This is a genomic window from Vibrio sonorensis (assembly GCF_001854765.1).
Lineage (GTDB): Bacteria > Pseudomonadota > Gammaproteobacteria > Enterobacterales > Vibrionaceae > Vibrio > Vibrio sonorensis.
The window spans coordinates 1-2,840 of sequence record NZ_LJJE01000088.1 but is presented as its reverse complement, the minus strand read 5'-3'; the positions used below and the strand labels follow the sequence as shown (position 1 = coordinate 2,840).

The following is a 2,840-nucleotide window of genomic DNA, read 5'->3' as shown; positions in this document are numbered from 1 at the left end:
TAAAACGAACCAACCCATGTTCTCCGAAACGAAAATCAAAATTTGAACGACGTTCGAGGACCAACCCAAATCGTGACAACGATGAACCCTAATGGAGGAACCACTGTGGGCAAACACACATCACCCGTTTTAAACTATACCACCTCAATCCCACCTACTCGAACGGGGAGGGACCCATACGTGACAACGACCGGTGGCAAGCTCGAACTGAGTGCGTACGCGTTCCACCCCACTAGCGGACAAATGATGGGAACAAACCCACGCATCAGGAAGGTGGCTGAGGAGTACTGTGAACGCTTCGTAGACAGCCTGCATGCGCAACCCGAACTCGTGACGACCGCCAATGGTTATGTCCAACAGACCTACCACAGTAAACATGACAACTTCGACTGCGTCTATTATGTCGTGGCGACCAAATACAATGGCAAGAAGTTGCACGACGACGCCTACCTGCGAACCCTACGATGGTGTAAGTACGAACGCCATATCTACTCTGAAACAACGCAAACACTGGGACGTGAACGCGTACCAAATAGTGACTTAATTGGCGTCAGTGAGACAGAACGAGCGCGTTACTCGGAACTGCGCAAAGACGCCTCGCCAACTTACCGAAACCATTCACGCACGCGCTCTTACACGTCGGATAACCAATTCCGACACAGACACGAATGGGCGCACTATGCACAACCGTCAAGTAACCAGACGCCTGACCGACATACGGATTACAGTGGATTCCGTCTCATCGACCCTACGGAAACCCGCTCACGAGTCAATCGGCTACGGGACCGACGCTCCGCTTATCGCTATCCGGCATCGTCACTCTACACGACCCCTACACGCAAATACGTTGCGCACAGGGGTGTACGTGGACAGGCCTCTGAGCGTGTTAACCGCGGACGCTCGGCGTACTTAGTTCGACCGACGCCATCTCGAATAAAGGTAGTTAAAAAACCTACCGCGTCTCTGAAACGTACGAACCCTAGCCAAGGCGCACCGCGCCCTATGGCGCGTGCTGCCCCCGTCGACAAAAATACGGATCAGAGCGCTTTATTCGAAATTCCGACCATTTACCAGGCCGACCACTACCTTCAGAATCTGGGCCAGAAACTGAACGAACTGAGTGACTTACTTAGTCAAGTGGGGGCGTGCTCAAAAACCGACGTTGGGGTGCTTAGTCGACACATCCAGCAACTGCAATCCGATGGAGAACAACTGGAACGTTCGATAGCGTCGTGCCAAGACGCGCTCAACCGACTGGACACGAGGAAAAATGCCACCATTGACGCCAACATCGAGAACCCGGGTCAGAAACCGACCAACGACCAGAGCGAAGGAAAACCCGCCCATTATGCAGGACGACCCCGCAACTACGACGGAAATGACGCGTTGGCAAACACCGACAAAGAAGAGCAGCGCCGTGACCCCTCGAACGAATTCTCAGCCTATGGCGTCGATTCGCCCTTTGCCCTCGGCACCAAAAATGAACAGACCGTCACTTTCAACGACGACAGTGGCGGGGCGATGCCGGAGCGAACGGATGGGTATGACACCATCACGGACGTGCTATCGATCGATTTAGAGCCGAGTGTCGATAACGTTAAGACTCTGTTTCGGTCGGATCTGAACGCGAGCATGCTCGCCCACGACAACGGCTTAGGACTGGGAACGACGCCTCAGCGTGAAGAGTATAACCCGCGCCTGTCGAACGACTCGGAAGAAGAAAAACTCGAGGAACCAGACGGTGGCTCAACCTACAACTTTAATCTCGACCACTACTCCGATGGTTCACTGTACGAAGGCAAAAGTAGGTCTTCCGCCGACCGTTACCAGAATCGAGACAAAAAGCCCGACTACTCTCGCTCGTCGCGACAGGAATACGCGCAAAAGCCGCGCCGAAAAAGGGGCGCTCGTCTAAAGAAAGAAACTACCCTAGAGCGGCAACGACATGAACTAACCATCAGGGATTCGGGCACGCAGCGCGCACCAAAGGGTCCGTCCAACCGCTCCCGTCGACTAATACGCTACGTACAACACAAAAAGAACCACCCAGATGATAGGGATAACGCTGGGCCGCAAGAGTAGAGAAATACGTTTACCGAGCGCCGCGCGCTTAAACTCACTAGAATCACGCATCAACTGCATTTGATGCGTACTAGTTAACCCTAATCAAACGTGCGCGTTACGTCAGGATCCCAATTCCGTTAACGTGTCCTATGCCTGATTTCGATTTTCCGACGGATCAGGCATAGTCTACTTCTATGACCCTTCCCACCTCGATCTTGTTGACCACGTTACGATTGCATACTTACGTCACAACCTATGGCGCAACCGCTTGCTTTTAGATCCGGTCGGTGACAACAGGGTCGAAGGCAGCCGCCCAGCCCGTGACAACTGACTTAGACTCCGTTGAGGTACATCCGATAGCCTGTGAGCCGCGACGCCATCTCACGGCTCATACGCCACCACTGGAAACGCCGCGAGTTCTCGTACCGCGAACGCGTACCGTCCATCTTACGAACGATTTGTGTGCGAACCCGCGACACCGTTGGAGGTGCGACCGAACGACGAAACAATGATTAGGGGTAATGACCGGGTAGCTGCGATAACCGCCAACTTTTAAGCTGTCATTTCTATGGGTAGTCTTGCGTCCATGTCTAATTCAAATATCCCATAAGGATTGACATGAGCATAAATCAATGGCGTCAATGCCCTGAAATCTTCCTTTTTCATCCTTGAAAGCCAACTCGGTTCGTTCAACACTTGCTGGATCATCAAGGTATTTACGTACACCAAAGAGATCTGTAACAAATGCAAAGCTAGCACTGACAACTCTTGATCTT

At 52.6% G+C, this 2,840-nt stretch carries 3 protein-coding genes; 1 reads left to right on the top strand and 2 read right to left on the bottom strand.

The genetic code is table 11. The features are described 5' to 3' along the window. Window positions 1-144 precede the first annotated feature (144 nt). Window positions 145-438, bottom strand: coding sequence for a hypothetical protein (locus BLO31_RS23575; protein WP_139159025.1), 294 nt, complete (start codon window positions 436-438; stop codon window positions 145-147). A gap of 564 nt (window positions 439-1,002) precedes the next feature. Between BLO31_RS23575 and BLO31_RS23570 the strand changes: the two genes are divergently transcribed. After that, window positions 1,003-2,082 carry a hypothetical protein gene (locus BLO31_RS23570; protein ID WP_139159024.1) on the top strand — a complete coding sequence of 360 codons (1,080 nt, stop codon included), beginning with the start codon at window positions 1,003-1,005 and terminating at the stop codon, window positions 2,080-2,082. 534 nt (window positions 2,083-2,616) lie between these two features. Here BLO31_RS23570 and BLO31_RS14995 read toward each other — a convergent pair. Further along, window positions 2,617-2,840: Tn3 family transposase (locus BLO31_RS14995; RefSeq protein WP_139159023.1), on the bottom strand; the 224-nt coding region annotated here is incomplete at its 5' end.